This is a genomic window from Streptomyces sp. NPDC003011, assembly GCF_053591515.1.
In genome coordinates this window covers 113,455-132,378 of sequence record NZ_JBSFTY010000008.1, presented here as the reverse complement: position 1 = coordinate 132,378, position 18,924 = coordinate 113,455, and the positions used below count along the sequence as shown (strand labels likewise).

The window sequence follows — 18,924 nt, the reverse complement described above, 5'->3', positions numbered from 1 at the left end:
CGACGGCCCGGCCCACCGGTACGCGGGCGGGTCCGGCCCAGTCCACCCGACGAGGAGATGGGAAGACCGCAGCACCATGACCTCCGAGCCGACCACCGGTACCGCGCGCGGCGCACTCGCCGCCGCACCGTCCCCCGGCCCCGCGTCCCTCGCCGGCGTGCGGGACATCGTGCTGGACGCGGACGGCGTCCCGCTCTCCGGCCTGCTCGCCGAACCGGCGGCCGGTCCGCCCCGGGCCACGGTGGTGGCGCTGCACGGAGGCGGGATGCGGGCCGGGTACTTCCACGGGCAGGCCCACCCCGGTCTGTCGCTGCTCACCCTAGGCACCCGGCTCGGCTTCACCGTGCTGGCCCTGGACCGTCCCGGCTACGGACGGTCGGCCGCGCACCTGCCGCACGGGCAGACGCTGCGGGAGCAGTGCGCGACCGTACGGGCGGCGCTCGCCGACTTCGATCTGCGCCACCCGGTGGGCGAGGGCATGTTCGTCGTCGCCCACTCCTACGGCGGCAAACTCGCTCTCGCCCTGGCCGCGGCCGGCACCGGTCTGATCGGACTGGACGTCTGCGGGCTCGGCCACCGGTTCGCCGTCGACGCGCGGCGGCTCGCCTCCCTGCACGACCGCCGCACCGCCGCGCTGCACTGGGGGCCGCTCGCCCTGTACCCGGCGCGCACCTTCCGGCTCGCGGCACCGCTGGTGGGTCCGATGCCGGAGCGGGAGGAGCGGGAGGCACGGCGCTGGCCGCTGATCTTCCCCCGGCTGGCCCCGCGGGTGCGCATCCCGGTCAGGTTCACCTTCGCCGAGTACGAGCGCTGGTGGCGGCACGACGACGAGGCGCTGGCCGAGCTGACGGGGCTGCTGGCCGCCTGCCCGGTCCGGGTGGACCGGTTGCCGGGCGCCGGCCACAACGTCAGCCTGGGCTGGGCCGCCCGTGCGTACCACCTGCGGGCCCTGGCCTTCCTGGAGGAGTGCCTCACCGGCCGCCGGCTCGCTGTGGCCCGGTCCGCCCGCCCCGCAGGTCCGGGCGGCGCGTGACGGCCCACCGACCCGTCGGCCGGTCGGCCCGTCGGCCCGTCGGCCGCCGACTGCCGACCGTCGACCCGGGGAGGGGTCACTCCACCTGGAGCCTGCGCGCGCCTGATCCCTGCGCGCCCAGCACGTCGTACGGGTTGGCCAGCACGCAGCGCTCCAGGGTGAGGCAGCCGCAGCCGATGCAGTCGTCGAGGTCGTCGCGGAGTTTCAGCAGCTGCTCGATGCGCCGGTCGAGGTCGGCACGCCAGTGCGCCGACAGGGCGGCCCACTCCTCGCGGGTGGGAGCCCGGTCCGCGGGCAGGACGCTCAGGGCCTCACGGATCAGGCTCAGCGGAATGCCGACCCGCTGAGAGACCCGGATGAAGGCGACCCGGCGCAGCGTGTCCCGTGAGTACCGCCGTTGGTTGCCCGACGTGCGGTGGCTGCGGATCAGCCCCTCGCGCTCGTAGAAACGCAGCGCCGACGTCGTCACGCCGCTGCGCCGCGCCAACTCGCCGATGGTGAGCTCCCTGGGAAGCGGGGTGGTGATGGACATACCACCAAGCTAGGAGAACCTCACCCCCGCTTCAACTACGCGCCCCGGCCCGCCTTTCAGTCCCTTGACGCTCCCTGACGAAAGCCTTGACGAAAAACCCGACGACCGCCTTGACGGTCCGTACGGGCCGCAAAGAGACTCATGGCGGAAAGCCCGGAACACGTGGAACCAATGCACCGGGACAGAAATTCCGGAAAAGATCCGCAGACCCCGGAAAATCCGTCAGAGAAACAGGGGAGAAAAAGGGATGACGGTATCGGCAGCGCCCCCCGCGCCGCTGTTCAGCAGCGACTACTTCCAGAATCCGTATCCGACGTTCGCCCGGCTCCGCGACCATGCGCCGGTGCATGAATTCAGGTTTCCGGTCGGGGATGTGCGCACCTGGATCGTGACCCGGTACGACGATGTGAAGGCCGTCCTCGCGGATCCCCGTTTCAGTTCCGAGAGCGGCACCTGGGGGAATCCGGAATTCAAGGAGGCGGGTCTGGTCAGCGGTGCGGGCAGCGTACTGGAGAAAGCGGTCACGGTCGTCGATCCGCCCGCGCACACCCGGCTGCGCCGGCTGACGATGAGCACCTTCACCCCGCGCCGCGTCGCGCGGTGGCGGCAGACCGTGGAGCGTGTGGTGGCCTCCGTCCTGGACGCCTGCGCGGCCCGGGGCGCGTTCGACGTCATGGACGACTACGCGGGCCCGGTCTCCTCGGCCGTCATGGGCGAGATCCTCGGGCTGCGCATCGAGCGCCACCGGGAGCTGGTGGACGCGCTCGCCCAGGCCTTCCCGTCCGACGCCGCCCGCATGGACCAGGTGCCCGAGGGGTTCGCCCGGATCTGCGGCTACGCGGAGGAACTGGTCGCACTCAAGCGGCGCAACCCGGCCGACGACCTGACCTCCGCGCTCGTCCACGCCCGGCAGGACGAGGACCGGCTGACGGAGGAGGAACTGGTCGCCATGGTCGCGGCGATGATCCTGGCGGGCAGCGACACCGTCCGCGCCTTCGTGGGCAACGCCGTACTCGCCCTGCTGGACCACCCGGACCAGTCCCGGCTGCTGCGCGAGCGGCCCGAGCTGGAGGCCGACGCGGTCGAGGAACTCCTGCGCTACGAAGGCGCCCTGACCACGGCCCTGTTCCGGGTGACCACCGAGGAGCTGGAGTTCGGCGGCACGGTACTGCCCGCCGGGGCACCGGTCATCGCGGCCCTGTTGTCGGCCAACCGCGATCCCCGGCAGTTCCCCGACCCGGACCGGCTGGACATCACCCGCCCGGGACCGCGCCATGTCGGCCTCGGCCACGGACTGCACAACTGCCTGGGCGCCGCACTCGCCCGGATGGAGGGACAGGTGGCGATCCCGGCACTGCTGCGCGCGTTCCCCGCGCTGAGCCTGGCCGGGCCGCGCGACGAGCTGCGCTACATCGAGAACTGGGCGATGCGGCGGCTGGTCCGGCTCCCCGTCCGCGCCGCCGGAACGGGGGCGGCGTGACCGCCCGACGGGCCGGTGTGCGGGACACCGTGCGCATCGACCCACAGCTGTGCCGGGGCACCGGTCTGTGCCAGGCCATGTCCCCCGCTCTCTTCCGGCTGACCGGTGCGGGACACGCCGTCCCCGTGGACAGCGAGCTGCCCGACGAGGACGCGGCTCAGCTCGCCCGCTCCGTCGCCGAGTGCTGCCCCATGGGGGCCGTGGAGGTGGTTCCCGGCCCACCCGCGGCGGCGGCCGGCCCGACCGACGAGGACACCGGCGCCCACGACGCCGGCCGCCCCGGCCTTTCCGGCCGGGAGAGGTGATGACGACCCATGACCCGAACCCCGAGGAGGACTCGACCGTGGACCAGTCCGAGGCCATTCTGTCCAAGCTGTGGGAGCGCAACTACGACCCGCTGACCACCGGCATCATCAGCCGCCTGCCGCTGCGCCCCGACGCCCGCTGCCTGGACCTCGGTGCCGGCGCCGGGTCCATGGCGTACTGGCTCGCCGAACGGGTGCCGGACGGATCCGTGCTCGCCGTGGACGTGGACACGAGCCTGTTGGACGCCTCGCGCAGCCCCCGCCTGACGGTGCGCCAGGCGGACGTGGAGCAGGAGGAGTTTCCCGCCGGGTCCTTCGACCTCGTCCTCGCCCGGGGGGTGCTGTCGGCGCTGCGCGCCCCCGATGACCTGCTCGCGCGCGCCGTGCGCTGGCTGGCGCCCGGCGGCTGGCTGGTGGCGGAGGACTTCTACTTCCTGCCCGGTGAGGACGCGGTGACGCCGGTGGGACGCGCGGTCATCGAGGCGTATCTGCGGGCCTTCCGCCTGCACGGCGCCGACATGCGGTTCGCCCGCCGGCTGCCGGCCCGGCTGGCGCAGCTCGGCCTGGCCTCCGTGGACCTGCACCTGCGCCCGCTCGGCCCCGGGCAGGGCGAGTACGAGAACGAACTGATGCGCCGCCGCCTGGAGTTGCAGGGGCAGCCGCTCGTCGACAACGGCTGGGTGAGCGCTCAGGAACTCACCGAGTTCCTCGCCACGCTGGACCGGCCCGAGGCGCGTGACGTCACGACGCTGCTGTTCTCGGCGTGGGGACAGCGCCCCGAGGCGTGAGGCGGACGGCCACCGCTTGACTTCAACCGAGGTTCAACTTCTACCGTGACGAACGGGCCGTGCGACCCGCCCGGTCGCGCCGGCCGCCCACATCGTCCAAGCCTCCAAGTCGCCCTAATCGTCCTAGTCGCCAAGGAGAGGTAGAGGTGCGCTCCGAATCGACGGTGCCGGAACACAGCCGCCGAGGCAGTACCGCCCGAGCAACCGTTCTCGTGCTCGCCGGCACGCTCACGATCATGGCCGGAGCCGTGGTGTCGCCCGCGATACCCGGCATACGCGCCGCGTTCGCGGACACGGCCGACGTCGACCTGCTGGCCAGGATGATCACCAGTGCCCACGCGCTCGCGATCGTGCTGTTCTCGCCGTTCGCGGGAGCGTTCTCGGAACGCGTGGGCCGCAAGCGCGCCCTGGTGACCGGCATGATCGCCTTCGTGCTGGGCGGCAGCTCGGGCTTCTACCTGCCCGACCTCGCCAGCATCTTGGCCGGCCGGGTGGTCCTCGGTCTCGGCGTGTCCCTGATCATGACCAACAGCGTGGCCATGATCGCGGACCTGTACGACGGGACGGAGCGCCAGCGGCTGCTGGGGCGGCAGACCGCCGCCGGTGCCTTCGGCGGCGTGGTGCTGCTGGTCGGCGGGGGCGCGCTCGCCGGACTGGGCTGGCGCACGGTCTTCCTCGTCTACCTGCTCGGCGCGGCCCTCGTGGTCCCCGCGCTGACCCGACTGCCGGAGACCCGGCCGACGGCCCCCGGCGCCCGGCCGGCTCCGGACAGCTCCGCGCCACGCGTCCGGCGCGCGCTGCCCGCGGGCCTGACGGCGGCGCTCGCCGCGATGTTCCTGGGCCAGGTCGCCTTCTACTCGGTGCCGGTGCAGGTCCCCTTCCTGGTCGAGGACCACTTCCACGCCGGTTCGGTGGCCTCGGGCGCCGTCATCGCGGTGCAGACGCTCACCACGGGTCTGGTGTCGCTGCGCTTCGCCGCCATCCGGCGCCTCGCCGGTGAGTACGGCCTCGTAGGCGCGGCCTTCACCGGCATCGGCGTCGGCTATCTGGTGCTCTCCCTGGCCCCGCACGTCGGTGTGCTGGCGCTGGGCACGCTGGTGATGGGCGTCGGCCTGGGCGTGCTGATGCCGACGCTCAACAGCTGGGTGCTCAGCGAGGCACCGCCCGAGGTGCGCAGCCGGTACGCGGGATTCCTGACCACCGCGCTCTTCCTCGGTCAGTTCCTGGCGCCGATCGTCACCCAGCCCATGGTCAGGGGCCTCGGCATCCAGCCGATGTTCGGCGTCATCGCGGTCGCCGCACTGCTGGTCGCCGCCGGGTACCTCGTCGGCGGCAGGAGGCGCGCGGCCCGGTCCGGACCGGCGGACGCCTCCGACGAACGACGGGACGCGGGGCGGGACGTGCCGGCGGGTTCCGCCGCCGAGCAGGGGCGGAACACGCCGGCCACGGAATCCGGCCGTGCCGCGGGCCGGGCAGCAGGGTGACGGCACACCAGACGTCCCGCAGGCGGAAGGTTCCCGGCCCGCCGGTGTCCCCAGGCCCCAGGTGTCCCGAGCCCGCATCTGTCCGAACCCGCAGGTGTCCCGAGCGCGTGGCTGTCCCGAGCCCGCAGGTGTCCTCGCGCCGGGGGCCGTCCACGGCGCTGCACCTGTCCCTCATGAGCCGACGACCCGTCCACCGGAGGCGATCATGGAAGCGCATCCCGAGAACCCCACGCTGCGGGTCGAGTTCGTCCTCGACCTCATCTGCGTCCACTCCTATCTGGCCTTCACCCGCTTCGAGCGCGCCGCCGAGCGGCGCAGAGCCGAGGGCGACCGGATCGACGTGGTCTTCCGCCCGTATCAGATCGCCCCCGAGGCTCCCGTCGAAGGGGAGCCGCTGTCCGCACGCCACCACCGCGACTTCGGAGCCGACGCCGCGCGGATGACGGAGCGCATGGCGGCCGTCGGCGCCCGGGAGGGCCTGCGACTCGACTTCGCCCGGGCGGTGTTCGTCAACACGTTCCCCGCCCACCGGCTGCTCGCCGCGGCCGGGCGCCAGGGGCGTGCCGAACGGATGGCGGAACGCCTGTTCCGCGCGTACTTCACCGACGGCGCGCACCTCGGCGACCCCGCCACGCTGGACCGGCTGGCCGCGGAGGCCGGAGTCCGGCGCGGCGCGGCCGAGGAGCCGAGCGAGCGGGAACTCGCGGCGGAACTCGCCGAGGTCCGGGCCGAGGGCGTCCGCCAGGTGCCGATCCTGCGCTTCGGCACCGGTGCGACCCTCTCCGGCGCACAGCCGGAGGAGGCCTACGTCCGGGCGTTGACCGGGCAGCCCGTCGGCTGACCCTCCGCCGCGCGTGCCGCGCCGACCCGTCCGGGCGGCGGGCGGCTCGGCACACACACCGATTCACCACATCGGTTCACCACATCGGTTCACCACATCGGTTCACCCACACCCTCACCACACCAAGGAGAGACATGTCCACGTCCCCTCTGCGTCTCGCGGTGATCTGCGCCAGCGTCCGGGAGGGCAGGTTCGGCCCGACGGTCGCGCGGTGGATCAGCGACCAGGCCCGTCAGCACGGCGACATCGAGGTCGACTACCTCGACCTCGCCGAGCACCCCCTGCCCGTGGTGCTGTCGCAGTCGCCCGGCGAGGACGTCGCCGACGTCCTCGCGCGGGTGACGCCCCGCCTGGAGAACGCGGACGCCTTCATCGTGGTGACGCCGGAGTACAACCACAGCTACCCCGCGTCGCTGAAGTCCCTGATCGACTGGCACTACACGCAGTGGCGGGCCAAGCCGGTGGCCCTGGTGTCGTACGGCGGTCTGGCGGGCGGCCTGCGGGCCTCCGAGCACCTGCGGCCGGTCTTCGCCGAGCTGCACGCGGTCACGATCCGCGAGCAGGTGAGCTTCCACAACGCCTGGGAGCGGTTCGACGAGGACGGCGCCCTGAAGGAGCCCGAGGCTCCCGCCGCCGCCGCGAAGACCATGCTGGACCAGCTCGTCTGGTGGGCCGAGGCGCTGCGCGAGGCCCGTCAGAAGCGGCCCTACGGCCAGTGATCCGTGCCTCGCGCTCCTGCCACGGGGACCCGGGGCAGGAGCGCGGTGGCCGGGCGGGGTGCACGAGCCGCATCCCGCCCGGTACGCGCATCAGGCCGCGATGCTCACGCCGCGCCCGAGGCGGAAGCCGACGCCGCGCACGGTGAGAATCCAGGCGCTGTCCCCGAGCTTGTTGCGCAGGCTGTTGACGTGGGTGTCGATCGTCCGTCCGGTGGCCGCGGAACGCTGCTGCCACACACGCGCCATGAGTTCCCTCCGGCTGAACACCGAGCCGGGACGGGAGGCGAGGACGTGCAGCAGGTCGAACTCCTTGCGCGTCAGCGCGAGCAGCTCTCCGGAGAGGTAGGCCTCACGGCGGGCGGCGTCGATCCGCAGGGGGCCGTGCACGATGCAGCGGGTGAGCGCCGGGGGGCGGGCCCGGCGCAGCACGGCCTCCACTCGGGCGACCAACTCCTGTACCCCGTACGGCTTGTTGAGGCAGTCGTCGCATCCGGACTTCAGGCACAGGACACGTTCGAGTTCGGTCGTGCGTTCCGTCACGGCGATGATCGGTGTGTCCGCGGCGGCGCGGATGTCCGCGCAGAGCCGCAGGCCGTCGACGTCCGGCAGCCCGATGTCGAGTAACACCAGATCGGCCTGGTGATGGACCTCCAGTGCCGCCGCACCGGTCCCCACGCTCCAGGCGTCGTAACCGCTCTGTCTCAGCACCTGCACGACGGACCGTGCGCACGCGGCGTCATGGTCCACTACGAGCACCCGCATCTACCTTCCGGCCTTTCGCTGTCTGACTGGCACTTGTCGCTGTCTGACTGGCATGACCAGGGGGTGCTGTCCCGGCGGCTCCGCCGGCCTGCCCGGCCCGGCTCCCGGGCGAGGCCGGCCGCCGGGCGTCCCGACGCGACCGACCGTTCCCGGGCCGAGCGAGGCGGACGCTGCGGGCCGCGCCGACCGCTCCCCCGTCGTCGACCCGGCGGCGAAGCCCGTTGCCTCCCCCGCGCGGCCCCGGAACGACTGAACAGTCGTTCGGGAGTCGACGTCCAAGCGTAAAAACCTTGAGCCGGGCACTGTCAACAAATCGACGGCGAATTCCCGTCATCCCTTGGCGATCGGGCGTGACGGATGCGGGGGTGCCGGGCATGCTCCCTGGTCGCGGCCGGTGTCGACGACCGCCCCCGACCGCACCCCCTGCGGCATATGCCGAACGTCACAGATCAGTTGACGGTGTTTCAGCCGCCACGGCTCCTACTGCTCCTTCTGCTCCGTCCGGTTCAGGCCGCGGGCGACCTCCTGGAGGATCTCCTGTTCGGACTTGCCCGTCATGTGGGCCAGTTGGTTCAGCAGCAGTGCGCACAGCGCCGTCGCGCCGTCCGCGACCTGGTCGAGATTCCCGTCGGAGTCGCGGCGTTCCATCATGTACTTCGTCATGAGGTTGTTTCCGGAGATGTACGCGGTCATGGCCTCGATACCGAGGCGCACCCGGTCGTAGTCGTTGTCTGACATGCGGCCACCGTTCCATGAATCGGCTGGTGGGGCCACTGCCGCACCCGCCCGGCGCGCTGTTGGGCGGCGTGGTCGCGAAAGCCACGGCGGGCCTGCGGCCCAGCCGTCCGGTTCCATGGCGTTCCCGGTCCGCCTCGCGCCCGACGCGGACCGGGTGACGATCCGGCCACAGGACGAGTACGGCCTGCTGGACCTGGGCGCCTTCGAGGGCCCCAAGGCGGCGGCCGGTGCCTTCGAGGCGCGGTGCTGACCCGGTCCGGGCGCACGGTCACCGTCCCGCCGGACCGCTCGGTGCCCGGCGTGGCGGCGGAAGCGGCCGTCCCGGTGCTGTTCCCCTGCCGGGCAGGCATCTGCGGCACCGGCGGGACGGACGTGCCGGCGGATACGCCGGACCACCGGGACTCACTGCTCGACGAGGACGAGCGGGCAGTCGGCGACACCGTGCCGATCCGCGTCTCGCCTCTCGCGTCCCTCGGCCCTCGGCCCTCGGCCGGTGTCGGCCTCCGGCCCGCCCACGACGCCGCCGGCCCGCCCGCGACGCCGCCTCCCGGCCGTCCGCCACTGCCGCGCCTGTCGACGCCCTGCTCGGCGCTCCGCTGCCGTCAGCAGCAGGCGCAGCCGCCCCGGCACCCGTCCGCGCCCTTGCTCCCGGCCTCCTCCGCGACCGGCACCGCGACCGGCGCCGCACAGCAGCCGTCCCCACGCCAGGCGTCCCGCCCCTCCTTGACCGCCACCGCGGCGATCACCAACGCCGCGATCGGGTCGGCCCACGACCAGCCGAGGGCGCTGTTGGCGACGAGCCCGAGCAGCAGCACGGCGGAGAGGTAGGTGCACAGCAGGGTCTGCCGGGAGTCGGCGACCACGGAGACGGAACCGAGTTCCCGTCCGGCCCGCCGCTGCGCGGCCGACAGGAACGGCATCACGGCCAGCGAGACGGCGGCCAGCACGATGCCCGGCGTGGAGTGCTCGGCGTCACCGGTCCCGGTCAGGGCGCGGACCGAGTCGACGCTCACGTAGGCGGCGAGGGCCAGGAAGGACAGCGCGATGACACGCAGCGCCGTCTTCTCGCGCGCCTCGCGCACCGCGTGGTCGGTGGCGGAGAACTGCCAGGCGACGGCCGCGGCGGAGGACACCTCGACGACCGAGTCCAGGCCGAAGCCGATCAGCGCGGCGGAGGAGGCGAGGGTGCCCGCGACGATCGCGACGGTCGCCTCGACGACGTTGTACATGATGGTGGCGGCGACCAGCAGCCGTATGCGCCGGGCCAGTCGGGCGCGGCGATCCGGTGCCGGGCCGAGGGAAAGGGTCGTGGACATCAGCAGCAGCCGTTCTCCTCGGTGTGCGGGCAGCTACGGTCGGCCTCGACCGCGAGGACCGTGCCGCGCAGGGCGTCCAGGGCGTGGGCGAGACGGGCGTCGGCCAGTTCGTAGCGCACCCGACGCCCCTCCGGGACGGCCACGACGATGCCGCAGTCCCGCAGGCAGGCGAGATGGTTCGACAGCCGGGTGCGGGAGATCTCCAGCCGGTCGGCCAGGTCGGCCGGGTGCGCCGGCGCCTCCCGGAGGGCGAGCAGGACGCGGCAGCGGATCGGGTCGGCGAGCGCGCGGCCGAAACGAGCCAGGGCGTCGATGTCGGTGGCGACAGTCAGCATGGCGTTGATAGTACAAGCATCTCTGAATTCAGGAAACCGTGGACTCCGCTTCTCCGATGCCCTGGCTCCCAGGTCACCGCCCGACTCACCGGAAAAAGTGAACTGGTGTGCGCGACGGGTCTGTTGGCACGTACGTTGTGCGGTGAATAATCCATGCCTCGGCCGAAAGACGGACACCACCCATGACGGACTCCGCGCAGACACCCGGCTCAGCGGTGCATCAGAAGATCGACACGTCGGTGCCGCACTCGGCCCGTATCTGGAACTACTGGCTGGGCGGAAAGGACAACTACCCGGTCGACGAGGAAGCCGGCGACGCCTACACCGCCGTGTTCCCCGGCATCGTCACCATCGCCCGCAGCAGCCGCGCCTTCCTGCGCCGCAACATCACCTACCTGGTCTCCGAGGCGGGCATCCGGCAGTTCCTGGACATCGGCACCGGCCTGCCGACCGCCGACAACACCCATGAGGTCGCGCAGCGGATCGCCCCCGAGGCCCGCATCGTCTACGTCGACAACGACCCGATGGTGCTGGCCCACGCCCGTGCCCTGCTCTACTCCACCGCGGAGGGCGCGACCGCGTACGTCGACGCCGATGTGCTGGACCCGGACCGCATCCTGGCGTCCGCCGCCGAGACGCTGGACCTCACCCGCCCCACCGGCCTCATCCTCAGCAACATCCTGGGCCATGTCGCCGACGACGACCAGGCCCGCTCCATCGTCACCCGCCTGATGGACGCGCTGCCCTCCGGCAGCTACCTCTCCGTCAACGACGGGTCCCGGGGCACCGACCCCGCCTTCGAGCGGGCTCAGGACGCCTACAACGAGAGCGGTGCCGTCCCGTACAACCTGCGCACCGTCGACCAGATCACCGCGTTCTTCGACGGTCTGGACCTCATCGATCCCGGTGTCGTCCCGGTCACCTCCTGGCGCCCGGACCCCGGCTCCCCCGCCCCGGAGCCCATCGGCGAACACGGCGGCCTCGCCCGCAAGCCGTGAGACAGCGCGCTCGGCCCACGCCGTGACGGCCACCACCCGGCCCCGTCACGGCGTGGCGCCCGGGCGCGGGCCGCTCGGCCGGCCGAGCCCTCTACATCGCCACCGAGGGCGAGCCGTACATTCTCGAAGTCGTCTACTGAGCCGGCTCCGGCCGCCCGGCGGCGGCGACCGGAGTGGGCGAGCCGGCGGGAGGCCGCCGCAGCTCAGCCGTCTTCGGCGGTGTACGGCCGGTTCACGCCTGGAACTCGGTCAGATCGATGGCGTGGACGCTCAGCGGCAGGCCGTACACGGGATGGTCGGTCTGGAGCACCGGCACCATGCCGAGCTTGCGGATGACGTTCTCGGAGGCGTCGTCGCCCGCCCGGCTGATGCTGATCACGCGGTCGAGGCCACGGTCCTGGAGGGCGAACTCCAGCGTGGCCTGGGCTGCCTCGGACGCGTACCCCTGGCCCCAGAACGACGAGCCGAACCGCCAGCTGATCGCCACGGCGGGCATGACCTCCGGCAGGAACTCCGGCACGGACAGGCCCGTGAAACCGGCCAGTTCACCCGAGGCCAGGAGTTCGACGGCGAACAGGCCGAAGCCCTCCTCGTCCCACTCCTCCTCCCACCGCTCGATGGCCTCCGCCGTGTGGTCCAGGTCGCGCACCGAACCGTCGTCGACCCAGTGCATGACCTGCGGGTCCGCGTTGATCTCCGCCATGGGCGCGAGGTCGTCGTCATGCCAGCGACGGAGGATGAGGCGGGGGGTGCGGATCTCGGTCATGGCACCCATCCTGCCCAAGGTGAGGGGCTCACCGGTAATCGGAGGCACCCGCAGGCCGACGCGGCCCGGACCGCGAGGTCCGGGCCGCGCCGCCGGACACGGAATGGCCGGTGCCGGCGGCGCGTTCTCTCCGGTACGGCGTCCGAGCGCCGGCCTGGCCGGGGACGAGGGACGAGGGGACGAGGGGACGAGGGGGAAGCCGGTGCGGAGGGCGGGGCGGACCAGTGAGCTGCGGATCGCCGTCGTCGGCGCGGGAATCGGCGGCCTCACGCTGGCCGCGGCGCTGCGGGCGGCCGGCGTTCGCTGTGTGGTGCACGAGCAGACGCGGGAGTTCTCCGGGATCGGCGCGGGCGTCCAGCTCGCGCCGAACGCCGTGCGCCCGCTGCACCGGCTCGGACTCGGTCCCGCGCTCGACGAGCGCGCGGTCCGGATCGACGCGGTGGAGTTCCGGACCTGGCAGGGCGTGTCCATCGCCCGCACCGAGCTGGGCACCGCGTGCGAACGGCTCTTCGGCGCTCCTTACTACAGCGTGCACCGGGCGCATCTGCACGAGGCGCTGCGCAGACTCATCGAGCCCGCCTCGCTCCGGCGTGGCCACCGGCTGCTTCGGGCGGACGAGCACGAGGACCGGGTACGCCTGGCGTTCGAGGACGGCACCGTCCACGAGGCCGATGTCGTGGTGGGCGCCGACGGCATCCACTCCGTCGTCCGTGACGCCCTCGTCCAGGACGCCCCGGTCTTCTCGGGCCTGAGCGCGTTCCGCGGGCTGGTGCCCGCCGAGCGCGTGTCACCGGCCGCCCGGCAACCACGGGTCAGGCTGTGGCTGGGACCGGACGGGCACTTCGTCTGCTATCCCGTGTCCGGGGGCGAGCTGATCAGCTTCGCCGCGATCACCTCCCTGGACGCCCCGCCGGCCGAGTCGTGGTCGGCCACGGCGGATCCGGCCACCGTGCGCGGCGCCTTCGACGGCTGGCACGGCTCGGTCTCCGAGATCCTCCACGCCGCCGACCAGGTCCGTCAGTGGGCGCTGCACGATCGCGAGCCGCTGCGCGACTGGTCCACGGACCGGCTGACCGTACTCGGTGACGCCGCGCACCCCATGCTGCCGTTCATGGCGCAGGGCGCCAACCAGGCGGTCGAGGACGCGATGGACCTCGCCGTGTGCCTGGCCGGGGCCCGCCGGCAGACGGTGCCTGCGGCACTGCGCCGGTACCAGTCACTCCGTGCCCCTCGCACCGCCGGGATACAGAGCCGCTCCCGCGACAGCGCGGCCGGTCTGCACCTCCCCGACGGCCCGGAGCAGCGGGCACGCGACGAGGCCATGCGTCGCTCCGCGGCACTGCACCACCGGGCGTGGCTGTACTCCTACGAGACCGAGGACACGCGGTCGCCGCTCATCCGATGACCGGGCAGGCACGCCTCGGACACCCGGAAGCGGATCCGGCCACCGGTCAGGCCGCGCGAGTTCGCTGGTGCGCGCCGCGTACGGGCGCGGCGGGGGTGCGGGCGGAACGGACACGGTACGTCGTCCTGGTCGGGTCGACGACCGGGTCGCCCAGGGTGATCCTGCCCGCGGAGTGCAGCGCGTCGCATTCGGCGGTGGCCAGGGCGACGTAACAGCTTCCTCTCCCGGCGACCGGGTCGAACGGCTGCCAGTAGCTGTATCTGCGACGTCCGTCCGCGTGCACCGTGAGGAACACCGGCGTGCGGGGGTCGGAGACGATACGCAGCACGTCCTTGCCGGAGGGGCTGACCGGAGCGGCGGACCGGCTGCGGTAGGGCAGGAGCATCCTCAGTCCTCCCCGACCGTGACCCGCGCACCGCGCGTGGCGCCGACCGGCGTACTCCGCCGCAGCGGCCGGTCGGAGCGGGCGGCTGCGAGCGTGCCGCGCACGACAGCTGTGCCGGCTGTTCCAGGTGCCTGGTGACCCTCGGCCTCGCATCGGCGCGAGGGGGACAAGAGGGCAGGGCCCTGTGCTGCTTCGGGGGTGGACTGCATCGGCGGTGGCCTCCTGAGGCGGGACTCAGGACCGTCTACCCAGTGCGGACGATCTTGATCTCGCTTTCTCGGCATTGTGCAGCACAGCACTGACAACGCGGCGGCACGCGGGGCTCGCACCGCACTGACAACGCGGCGGCACACGGGCTCGCACCGCACCGGCGGTCAGGGGCAGGCGCTCCGGCCCGCCGAACCCTCCACCGCGACGGCGCATGACTGTGCGGCCCGGCCGTGTGTGTCCGCCGGGCCGCCAGGTGGTGCGGCGGACGCGGTCAGCGACGGCCGCGGAGCTTGCCCAGCAGGCGCTGGGCCTGAGCCCGCCGTCGGGGGTCGGACGCGGCTCGTCGAGCCTGCTCGGTCGTGCGCCGCCCTTGAGGGCTCCTCGCGAACTGCTTGATGCGTTCCATCATGCGCGGCATGTGGATCCTCCCTCGGGTGCCTGCGGTCTGCCTGCCTCAACCCGCCTACCCGCGATGGGACGACTCATCCCTTCGTCGGTCCACTCGGGTGATCGCCGGGGCAGCCGAGTGCGCGACAACAGCGCACCTGTGGGGCGGCCGTCGTGTCACCCGGGCCGCCGGCGCAGCCGGACGTAGCTTGGTGCGCGGCGTAGGCGGATCCACCCGACGGCGAATCCCGGTGGCGTGATGTGTTGGAGTGCGACGGCCGATCTCGTGGCGGGCACCGCTGTCGCGGGCGTGGGGGTCGCGTGTGTGACTCGGACGCGCAGCGGCCGGGACCTGCCGCTCGCCGCGCTGCCCCTGCTGCTCGGCGCCCATCAGATCGTCGAGTCGTTCGTCTGGGAATCGGGGGGTGGCCGGGGGCCCGCCACCACGGTGTGGGCCGTCATCGCCCTGCCTCTCCTGGCGGTGTGGGTGCCGGCGGGCGTGCTGTGCGCCGCCCCGCCGCACGCCCGGCGCCGGCTGGTCCTCCCGCTGGCGGTCGGAGCGGGGACGGCCGCGCTGCTCGCGTACGGGCTCGCCACCGGGCCGGTGACGGCCGAGATCCGTGAGCACTCGGTCCGCTACGGGTTCGACCTGCCCCACGCCGCGCCGCTGGTCGCCGGGTACCTCCTGGCCACCGTGGGCTCGCTGCTGCTCTCCGGTGACCGGCGGCTGCTGGTGCTGGGGGTGCTGGCCGCGCTGGGCGCGTTCGTCTGCTGGACTCTGTGGCGGCTGGAGTTCGTCTCCACCTGGTGCGCCTACGCGGCCGTGTGCTCCGTGATGCTGTTCCGCTGGGTGTGCGCGCGGCCGGCCTCCGGGCGGACGGCGCCCGGCCCGGCGGCGCGGACACCGCGACACAAGACCCGCTGAGCGGCAGGGAACGGCGACCGCGGCCGTCACGGCGTCCTCCACACGGCACACCTGAACCCCACGGCACACCTGGACGCCGTCGGTGTGGTGGCGCCGCCGCCTCTCGCCGGCCAGTGGTCCCCGGGCCATGCCGGAGGGGCCGGCTCGACGTGCTGACGCCGAGCCGGCCCCTCCGGTGGTGCGTGCCCTCGGGAGCGTCGAGACCTTCGCTCGACGGGCCCGGTGCCGGTCCGTGCCGGACTCCGGTCAGTCGGTGCCGGACTCCATCGCGGCGCGGTCCAGCATCGCCTCGTCCTCGGAGACCTCGCCACGGGAGGCGATGGCCTCCGCGCCGCCCTCCGGCATGGTGCCGATGAGCCCGGTCGCGGCCGCCTGGGCGGCCCCCATGGCGGGATTGGCGGTGCCGATCAGGCCGAGCCCGGCGTACTGCTCCAGCTTGGCGCGCGAGTCGGCGATGTCGAGGTTGCGCATCGTGAGCTGGCCGATCCGGTCCACCGGGCCGAACGCGGAGTCCTCGGTGCGCTCCATCGACAGCTTGTCCGGGTGGTAGCTGAACGCCGGGCCGGCGGTGTCGAGGATCGAGTAGTCCTCACCGCGCCGCAGCCGCAGCGTCACCGCGCCGGTGACCGCGGAGCCGACCCAGCGCTGGAGCGACTCGCGCACCATCAGCGCCTGCGGGTCCAGCCAGCGACCCTCGTACATCAGGCGGCCCAGGCGCCGTCCCTCGTTGTGGTACTGGGCCACGGTGTCCTCGTTGTGGATCGCGTTGACCAGGCGCTCGTACGCCGCGTGCAGCAGGGCCATGCCGGGCGCCTCGTAGATGCCGCGGCTCTTGGCCTCGATGATCCGGTTCTCGATCTGGTCCGACATGCCCAGGCCGTGACGGCCGCCGATGGCGTTGGCCTCCGTCACCAGGTCGACCGGGGAGGCGAACTCCTTGCCGTTGATCGTCACCGGGCGGCCCTGGTCGAAGCCGATCGTCACGTCCTCGGCGGCGATCTCGACCTCGGGGTCCCAGAACCGCACGCCCATGATCGGCTCCACGGTCTCCACGCCCGTGTCCAGGTGCTCCAGGGTCTTGGCCTCGTGGGTGGCGCCCCAGATGTTGGCGTCGGTGGAGTACGCCTTCTCCGTGCTGTCGCGGTAGGGCAGGCCGTGGGCGAGCAGCCACTCCGACATCTCCTTGCGGCCGCCGAGCTCGGTCACGAAGTCCGCGTCCAGCCAGGGCTTGTAGATCCGCAGGTGCGGGTTGGCGAGCAGGCCGTACCGGTAGAACCGCTCGATGTCGTTGCCCTTGAAGGTCGACCCGTCGCCCCAGATCTGGACGTCGTCCTCGAGCATCGCCCGGACCAGGAGGGTGCCCGTGACGGCGCGGCCGAGCGGGGTGGTGTTGAAGTAGGCACGCCCGCCCGAGCGGATGTGGAACGCTCCGCAGGTGAGCGCGGCCAGGCCCTCCTCGACCAGCGCCGCGCGGCAGTCGACCAGGCGCGCGATCTCGGCGCCGTAGGTCTGCGCACGGCCGGGCACCGAGGCGATGTCGGGCTCGTCGTACTGGCCGATGTCGGCGGTGTAGGTGCACGGGACGGCGCCCTTGTCGCGCATCCACGCGACCGCGACGGAGGTGTCGAGACCGCCTGAGAAGGCGATGCCGACACGCTCGCCGGCGGGAAGGGAGGTGAGGACCTTAGACATAGGAAGATTATGCAGAATCCCGCATGACAATGCAAAGGCGGTCCAGGTGCCCTTCGGGCGGGGCGAAGAGCGAGGGAGGCCGCCATGGCGCGGGCGCCCCCGTCACGACAGGTCCGCTACCGGCGAACCGACCCCTCACGCCCGCACCGGCGGCATATTACCGAACCGTAACCTTCGGAGTGCTACCGCCGGTAACACTCTCGCCGCTACCGTCCTGACAAGGCGTCTAAGAGCGGCGGATGCGCGCGGTGGGACGACCGGGCACCCACGCCGCCACAGCCGTCCCATCGGACCGTCAGCCGCCCGAGCCGCACGCGAAGCTCGGCCTCCCTCCCCCCGGAGGTCCGTCATGCCCGCTCCCGCCCGCATCGTGGCCGCAGCCGTCACCGCTGCCGCCTGTCTCGGCGCCACAGCCGCCCCGGCCACCGCTGCCCCGGCCACCGCGCCAACGGCCACCGACGCCGTGATCTCACGCGGCGTCACCATCCCCACGTTCTACAACCCGCCCGCCACCCTGCCGGCCGCCGACGGCGCCCTGGTCCGCAGCGAACCTCTCCCGCTCGCGCTGAGCCTGCCCGGCGTCAGCGGTCCGCTGCCCGGCACGGCCACCCGTCTGATGTACAAGTCGACGGACTCCAACGGCCGGCCCGTGGCGGTCACCGGCGCCTACATCGAGCCGGCCGCCGCCTGGCAGGGCAACGGCGCACGGCCACTGGTCGCCGTCGCGCCCGGCACCATGGGGCAGGGCGACCAGTGCGCCGCCTCACTCGGCCTGGAGCACCCTCTCCGGCTCAACGGGCAGACCGTCTCCGTCGGTTACGAGAACCTGGCGATCTACCGCCTGCTCGCCAAGGGCATCGCCGTCGTGGTCACCGACTACGCCGGGCTGGGTGCCACGGACCGCCTGCACACCTACGTCAACCGCGTCGACGAGGCCCACGCCGTCCTGGACGCCGTCCGCGCGGCTCGTTCGGTAAGCGGGGCCTCGGTCACCGCCGGCTCCCGCGTGGCCCTCTTCGGCTACAGCCAGGGCGGTGGCGCGACCGCGGCCGCCGCCGAGCTGCAAGCCGCCTACGCCCCCGACGTCACGCTCGCCGGGACCTACTCCGGAGCGCCGCCCGCCGACCTGGCCGACGTCACCGAAGCCATCGACGGCAGTGACCTCGCCGGGGCCCTGGGCTGGTCGGTCAACGGCTTCCTGCAGTCCGACCCCACCCTGCGGCCGATCGCCGACGCCCACCTCAACGCCGCGGGCCGCGCCGCACTCACCGACCTGTCGACGATGTGCGTCGGTGACGCCCTGTTCGCCTACAACTCGGTGCGCAGCACGGGCTGGACCACCGACGGACGGCCGATCGGCGACATCATCGCGGCCGAACCCGCGCTGCGCGCGTTCCTCGACGACCAGCGCATCGGCACGATGCGGCCGAGCGGTCCCGTCCGCCTGGCGACCGGCACCAGCGACAACCTCGTACCCCACGCGCAGGCCCGCCAGCTCGCCGTCGACTGGTGCCGCGAGGGCGCCGACGTCACCTACAAGGCCGTGGCCCTGCCCGACGTGGGCAGCGCGCTGATCAACCACTTCGCTCCCCTGCTCACCGACCAGGGCGAGGCCGTCTCCTGGCTCACCGACCGCCTCACCGGCAAGCCCGCCACGTCCAACTGCTCCGGCTTGTCCTCGAAGTCCTGAGAGGCGGTGGGTCCGCCCCACCCGCGTGGCCGCCCGGCGGCGGCACGCCGCAACCCAGCCGAGCGGGCCGCCTGACGCGGCCCGCTCGGCGCACGTCTGCCTGCGTGCCATGACGGGTACGCCCTCGTTCTGC

The 18,924-nt window shown here is 72.9% G+C and carries 21 protein-coding genes; 12 read left to right on the top strand and 9 right to left on the bottom strand.

Translation table 11 applies throughout. The features are described 5' to 3' along the window. The first annotated feature begins 76 nt into the window (after positions 1-76). Entirely contained in the window at positions 77-1,033 is a 957-nt protein-coding gene (locus tag ACWD0J_RS06610) for an alpha/beta hydrolase (RefSeq protein WP_451494643.1), read from the top strand. A 76-nt stretch (positions 1,034-1,109) separates the two neighbouring features. Here ACWD0J_RS06610 and soxR read toward each other — a convergent pair whose 3' ends face one another. Further along, on the bottom strand, positions 1,110-1,565 hold the full coding sequence (gene soxR, locus ACWD0J_RS06605) for a redox-sensitive transcriptional activator SoxR (protein ID WP_451494642.1): 456 nt from the start codon (positions 1,563-1,565) through the stop codon (positions 1,110-1,112). A gap of 247 nt (positions 1,566-1,812) precedes the next feature. Between soxR and ACWD0J_RS06600 the strand changes: the two genes are divergently transcribed. The 6 genes from ACWD0J_RS06600 to ACWD0J_RS06575 all read left to right on the top strand — a co-directional run bounded on the left by ACWD0J_RS06600 (position 1,813) and on the right by ACWD0J_RS06575 (position 7,182). After that, positions 1,813-3,045 carry a cytochrome P450 family protein gene (locus ACWD0J_RS06600; RefSeq protein ID WP_451494641.1) on the top strand — a complete coding sequence of 411 codons (1,233 nt, stop codon included), beginning with the start codon at positions 1,813-1,815 and terminating at the stop codon, positions 3,043-3,045. Beyond that, positions 3,042-3,350: a ferredoxin gene (locus ACWD0J_RS06595; RefSeq protein WP_451494640.1), complete on the top strand. Its 309-nt coding sequence runs from the start codon at positions 3,042-3,044 to the stop codon at positions 3,348-3,350. The genes ACWD0J_RS06600 and ACWD0J_RS06595 overlap by 4 nt, the downstream gene beginning before the upstream one ends. Then, a complete protein-coding gene (locus ACWD0J_RS06590; protein WP_451494639.1) occupies positions 3,350-4,138 on the top strand; it encodes a class I SAM-dependent methyltransferase in 789 nt (262 codons plus the stop codon). Before ACWD0J_RS06595 ends, ACWD0J_RS06590 begins: the two co-directional genes overlap by 1 nt. 146 nt (positions 4,139-4,284) lie before the next feature. Continuing rightward, complete coding sequence (locus ACWD0J_RS06585; protein ID WP_451494638.1) at positions 4,285-5,622, top strand: MFS transporter; 1,338 nt, start codon at positions 4,285-4,287, stop codon at positions 5,620-5,622. Positions 5,623-5,827: 205 nt separating this feature from the next. Then, positions 5,828-6,463 carry a DsbA family oxidoreductase gene (locus ACWD0J_RS06580; protein ID WP_451494637.1) on the top strand — a complete coding sequence of 212 codons (636 nt, stop codon included), beginning with the start codon at positions 5,828-5,830 and terminating at the stop codon, positions 6,461-6,463. Between the two features lie 134 nt (positions 6,464-6,597). Next, entirely contained in the window at positions 6,598-7,182 is a 585-nt protein-coding gene (locus ACWD0J_RS06575; RefSeq protein WP_451494636.1) for an NADPH-dependent FMN reductase, read from the top strand. 90 nt (positions 7,183-7,272) lie between these two features. Here the strand turns inward: ACWD0J_RS06575 and ACWD0J_RS06570 are convergent, their stop codons facing one another. Beyond that, positions 7,273-7,944: a response regulator transcription factor gene (locus ACWD0J_RS06570; protein WP_451494635.1), complete on the bottom strand. Its 672-nt coding sequence runs from the start codon at positions 7,942-7,944 to the stop codon at positions 7,273-7,275. A 480-nt stretch (positions 7,945-8,424) separates the two neighbouring features. After that, a complete protein-coding gene (locus tag ACWD0J_RS06565) occupies positions 8,425-8,682 on the bottom strand; it encodes a hypothetical protein (RefSeq protein ID WP_451494634.1) in 258 nt (85 codons plus the stop codon). Between the two features lie 115 nt (positions 8,683-8,797). Here ACWD0J_RS06565 and ACWD0J_RS06560 point away from each other — a divergent pair, with 115 nt between their 5' ends. Continuing rightward, positions 8,798-8,932: a hypothetical protein gene (locus ACWD0J_RS06560; RefSeq protein ID WP_451494633.1), complete on the top strand. Its 135-nt coding sequence runs from the start codon at positions 8,798-8,800 to the stop codon at positions 8,930-8,932. Positions 8,933-9,284: 352 nt separating this feature from the next. On the opposite strand, the gene ACWD0J_RS06555 is transcribed toward ACWD0J_RS06560, so the two are convergent. Continuing rightward, positions 9,285-9,998 carry a cation transporter gene (locus ACWD0J_RS06555; protein WP_451494632.1) on the bottom strand — a complete coding sequence of 238 codons (714 nt, stop codon included), beginning with the start codon at positions 9,996-9,998 and terminating at the stop codon, positions 9,285-9,287. Continuing rightward, a complete protein-coding gene (locus ACWD0J_RS06550) occupies positions 9,998-10,333 on the bottom strand; it encodes an ArsR/SmtB family transcription factor (protein WP_451494631.1) in 336 nt (111 codons plus the stop codon). Before ACWD0J_RS06550 ends, ACWD0J_RS06555 begins: the two co-directional genes overlap by 1 nt. Before the next feature lie 182 nt (positions 10,334-10,515). Here ACWD0J_RS06550 and ACWD0J_RS06545 point away from each other — a divergent pair, with 182 nt between their 5' ends. Beyond that, a complete protein-coding gene (locus tag ACWD0J_RS06545; RefSeq protein WP_451494630.1) occupies positions 10,516-11,331 on the top strand; it encodes an SAM-dependent methyltransferase in 816 nt (271 codons plus the stop codon). Positions 11,332-11,563: 232 nt separating this feature from the next. Here the strand turns inward: ACWD0J_RS06545 and ACWD0J_RS06540 are convergent, their stop codons facing one another. Further along, positions 11,564-12,097: a GNAT family N-acetyltransferase gene (locus ACWD0J_RS06540; protein WP_451494629.1), complete on the bottom strand. Its 534-nt coding sequence runs from the start codon at positions 12,095-12,097 to the stop codon at positions 11,564-11,566. A gap of 202 nt (positions 12,098-12,299) precedes the next feature. On the opposite strand from ACWD0J_RS06540, the gene ACWD0J_RS06535 reads away from it, so the two are divergent. Beyond that, complete coding sequence (locus ACWD0J_RS06535; protein ID WP_451494628.1) at positions 12,300-13,502, top strand: FAD-dependent monooxygenase; 1,203 nt, start codon at positions 12,300-12,302, stop codon at positions 13,500-13,502. A gap of 46 nt (positions 13,503-13,548) precedes the next feature. Here the strand turns inward: ACWD0J_RS06535 and ACWD0J_RS06530 are convergent, their stop codons facing one another. Continuing rightward, entirely contained in the window at positions 13,549-13,887 is a 339-nt protein-coding gene (locus tag ACWD0J_RS06530) for a hypothetical protein (protein WP_451494627.1), read from the bottom strand. A gap of 481 nt (positions 13,888-14,368) precedes the next feature. Beyond that, positions 14,369-14,515: a hypothetical protein gene (locus ACWD0J_RS06525; RefSeq protein WP_451494626.1), complete on the bottom strand. Its 147-nt coding sequence runs from the start codon at positions 14,513-14,515 to the stop codon at positions 14,369-14,371. Positions 14,516-14,743: 228 nt separating this feature from the next. Between ACWD0J_RS06525 and ACWD0J_RS06520 the strand changes: the two genes are divergently transcribed. After that, complete coding sequence (locus ACWD0J_RS06520) at positions 14,744-15,409, top strand: DUF6629 family protein (RefSeq protein WP_451494663.1); 666 nt, start codon at positions 14,744-14,746, stop codon at positions 15,407-15,409. Positions 15,410-15,655: 246 nt separating this feature from the next. On the opposite strand, the gene argG is transcribed toward ACWD0J_RS06520, so the two are convergent. Next, on the bottom strand, positions 15,656-17,101 hold the full coding sequence (gene argG / locus ACWD0J_RS06515) for an argininosuccinate synthase (RefSeq protein WP_451494625.1): 1,446 nt from the start codon (positions 17,099-17,101) through the stop codon (positions 15,656-15,658). A gap of 349 nt (positions 17,102-17,450) precedes the next feature. Between argG and ACWD0J_RS06510 the strand changes: the two genes are divergently transcribed. Then, positions 17,451-18,791 (top strand): alpha/beta fold hydrolase, encoded by a 1,341-nt coding sequence (locus ACWD0J_RS06510; RefSeq protein WP_451494624.1) that lies wholly within the window; start codon positions 17,451-17,453, stop codon positions 18,789-18,791. Positions 18,792-18,924: the final 133 nt, after the last annotated feature.